Consider the following 2,454-nt stretch of genomic DNA (forward strand, 5'->3'; position numbering starts at 1 on the left):
ATCCGAGGCCACCTCCTCCCATCGAACCTGGACGGGCGTTCCTTCCGCGGTTGCCGCCTGCAGCCAGCCCTGCCGGATCTCGGCCGGGGTCCAGGCGATCGGCGAGCCTGAGCGGACGACCTTGCCGGCACGAATGAGGTCTGCGGGGAAGGCGCCGAACTTGACCTCGATCAGCTGGTAACCGGGGCCAGAGGCCATCGCCAGGGCTTTGTCGCGCATCAGTCGGGACAGGATCTGGCAGGCCTGCTGCCGGGTACCGGCGAGGATGTTGACCCGCTCGAAGTAGTCGCAGTCGCCCGGATAGCTCTGGATCTTGGATTGGGCCGCCGAGCCCGAAAGAGCGAGTGCGGTCTCGACGATACCTGGCTCGTCCTGGAATTCCACCAGGCGTCCAATGCGGCGGAAATGTTCGAGGTCCTGTGGAGAGAAGTCCAACATGCTCACCCGATGGCCGAAGACGCCGGTGCGGACATCGAAAGTGACATCGCCGCCGGAGTTGTCGGCTGCCATGGCCGTCAACCAGTTGACGGCCTCCTGCTCATCAAGCTCGACGCCCAGCCTGCGAGCGGATTCGATGATGCGCATCAGGTCGCGTTGGGGGTCAGTCGTGTCACTCATGCGGATCTCCAGAGCGCAGGATGTACGAACCGTCGGGCTGCCAGGCCTCGGCCAGGTTCGGCGCCAAGGGGTCGGCCGCCGGCAGGCGCCTGCGGCCTGCCATCATCCTGCGCAGCAGCTCGGCCTGATCCAGGGCGTCCTGAAGGGCGTTGTGCTCGGGGCGCGGCATGTCCGGGTAACGCGCCGCCAGCTGGCGGCGGGAGGTTGCCAGGAAGGGTCCCCCTGACAGGCCCATGTAGTAGGCCTTGATATCGAGCGGAGCGTGCCCGAACGGATTGCGTCCCAGGTAGCGATGGAAGTAGTCCGCCACGAACATCCAATCGAAGGCGGCATTGAACCCCACGAACACCGGTACCCGCTCGCCGCCGATGGTGGTTTGTATCCAGGTCTCGAAGGCCGCCATCGCCCGGGAGGGCGGCATGCCTTCGGCGGCCAGCCGCTCGAGCGAAAGCCCATGGATCGCCGACGCCTGCGGGTCCGCCCGACGCTGGACCGGTTGTAGCTCGACATAGAACCCATGCTCTGGTTCAGCCACCAGGCAGGCGCCGATCGACAGAAGCGAGTACCGGGCCGGAATCGGTCCAGCGGCCTCGACGTCGACGGAAATCAGGCACTCGGTCGGAAGGGCGGTATCAGGCATCTTCACCTTGTCGCAAGTCGACTGCCCGGCCCGCGCCGGGCACCCGAAATCGGGTGGATTGTACCCGCAGCTGAGGCCGGTGAGGCGATGCGACGCAGGCAGCCGTTCGCCGGCTTGGTCAGGCCAGCTGGTCCAGTAGCCAGCTGCCCACAGCCTGACACAACCCCGGGCGTACGTCTGAAAAGACATGGTCGGCCCGAGGGAATCGGATCCAATCCAGCCGGGGGGAAAGGTCGGCCACACCGTCGTAGTGGCGCGGGGGAAACAGCTGATCGCCACCGGCGGTGATTAGCAGAATCGGCCGGTCGGCCAGCGTTCGAGCCAGGGCATGGATGGGCGTGAGCGCCTGCCACTCACGCCGCAGATCGGCAGGCTGAATGTCGCGCAGCGGGGAGGCGAACTCGGCGGAGAGCTCCTGCGTCATGCCCTCATCACCCATCGGGCGGGCAGGATCGAGCACAGGCGACATGGCAACCACGGCGCGCACCGCTGGCTGCCGGGAGGCAGCCGCCAACGCCGCCCAGCCTCCCAGGCTCAACCCCGCCACGGCGAGGCGGCCGGGATCGACATCCGGCCGAGCGAGGACGAAGTCCAGGACAGCCAGAGTGTCGGGCAGGCAGTGGTTTAGAGAGTACGTTCCCTCGGAGCCCCCAGGCGCCGCGATAGTGGAAGAACAGCACGTGCGTCCCCAGCCCTCGCAGCCACTGGGCGAGGTCCCGGTTCTGCTCGTGACCCGGCAGGCTATGCAGCAGGACGACCGCGGGCGCCGGGGCCTCGCCAGCGGCGAGGTACATGCCGCCGAATAGGCGGCAGCCTTGCGACTCGATCGCCACGCCTTCGAGTGTGGCCGGCCTCATGCAGCGGGGACTCCCGCGGCTTCGGCGAACTGCCGGATTGCTGAGATATGCGCCTGAGCGGAGGTCAGTCCCGCGCCCATCGTATTGACCGCCAGGTGGGTAGCCCCGGCTGCCCGCCAGCCGTCGACCCGGTTGCTCCACACATCCACTTGACCTTCCCCGAAGGCGATGCGCGCTTCGAGCCCGAAGGAGGCAGGATCCCGGCCTGACTTCGCCAGGAACCCGCGCAGCCTTTCGAGCAATGGGCCGGCCTCTTCTGACGTGCGGGCGGCGGTCATCCACCCATCGCCGAGCCGGGCCATGCGCTGAAGCGCAGCCGGCGCCATCCCGCCGAACCAC

4 protein-coding genes are annotated in these 2,454 nt (G+C 67.6%); all 4 read right to left on the reverse strand.

The annotated features are described in order from the left end of the window. Positions 1 to 618, reverse strand: a 618-nt coding sequence (locus tag MUO23_02840) for a hypothetical protein (protein ID MCJ7511891.1), incomplete at its 3' end; no start/stop codon positions are given. Further along, the gene (locus MUO23_02845; protein ID MCJ7511892.1) at positions 611 to 1,258 is read right to left on the reverse strand and encodes a 3'-5' exonuclease; all 648 of its coding nucleotides are present in this window, start codon (positions 1,256 to 1,258) and stop codon (positions 611 to 613) included. The genes MUO23_02845 and MUO23_02840, both read right to left, overlap by 8 nt. 118 nt (positions 1,259 to 1,376) lie before the next feature. Next, complete coding sequence (locus MUO23_02850) at positions 1,377 to 1,853, reverse strand: prolyl oligopeptidase family serine peptidase (protein MCJ7511893.1); 477 nt, start codon at positions 1,851 to 1,853, stop codon at positions 1,377 to 1,379. A gap of 258 nt (positions 1,854 to 2,111) precedes the next feature. Then, the coding region (locus MUO23_02855) for an LLM class flavin-dependent oxidoreductase (protein MCJ7511894.1) at positions 2,112 to 2,454 on the reverse strand (343 nt) is incomplete at its 5' end.

The organism is Anaerolineales bacterium, from assembly GCA_022866145.1.
Taxonomy (GTDB): domain Bacteria; phylum Chloroflexota; class Anaerolineae; order Anaerolineales; family E44-bin32; genus PFL42.

What these genes read in the sequence shown, in the direction of transcription:
- MUO23_02845 (MCJ7511892.1), bottom strand. Translation starts at nt 1,258, where the DNA reads ATGCCTGATACCGCCCTTCCGACCGAGTGCCTGATTTCCGTCGACGTC.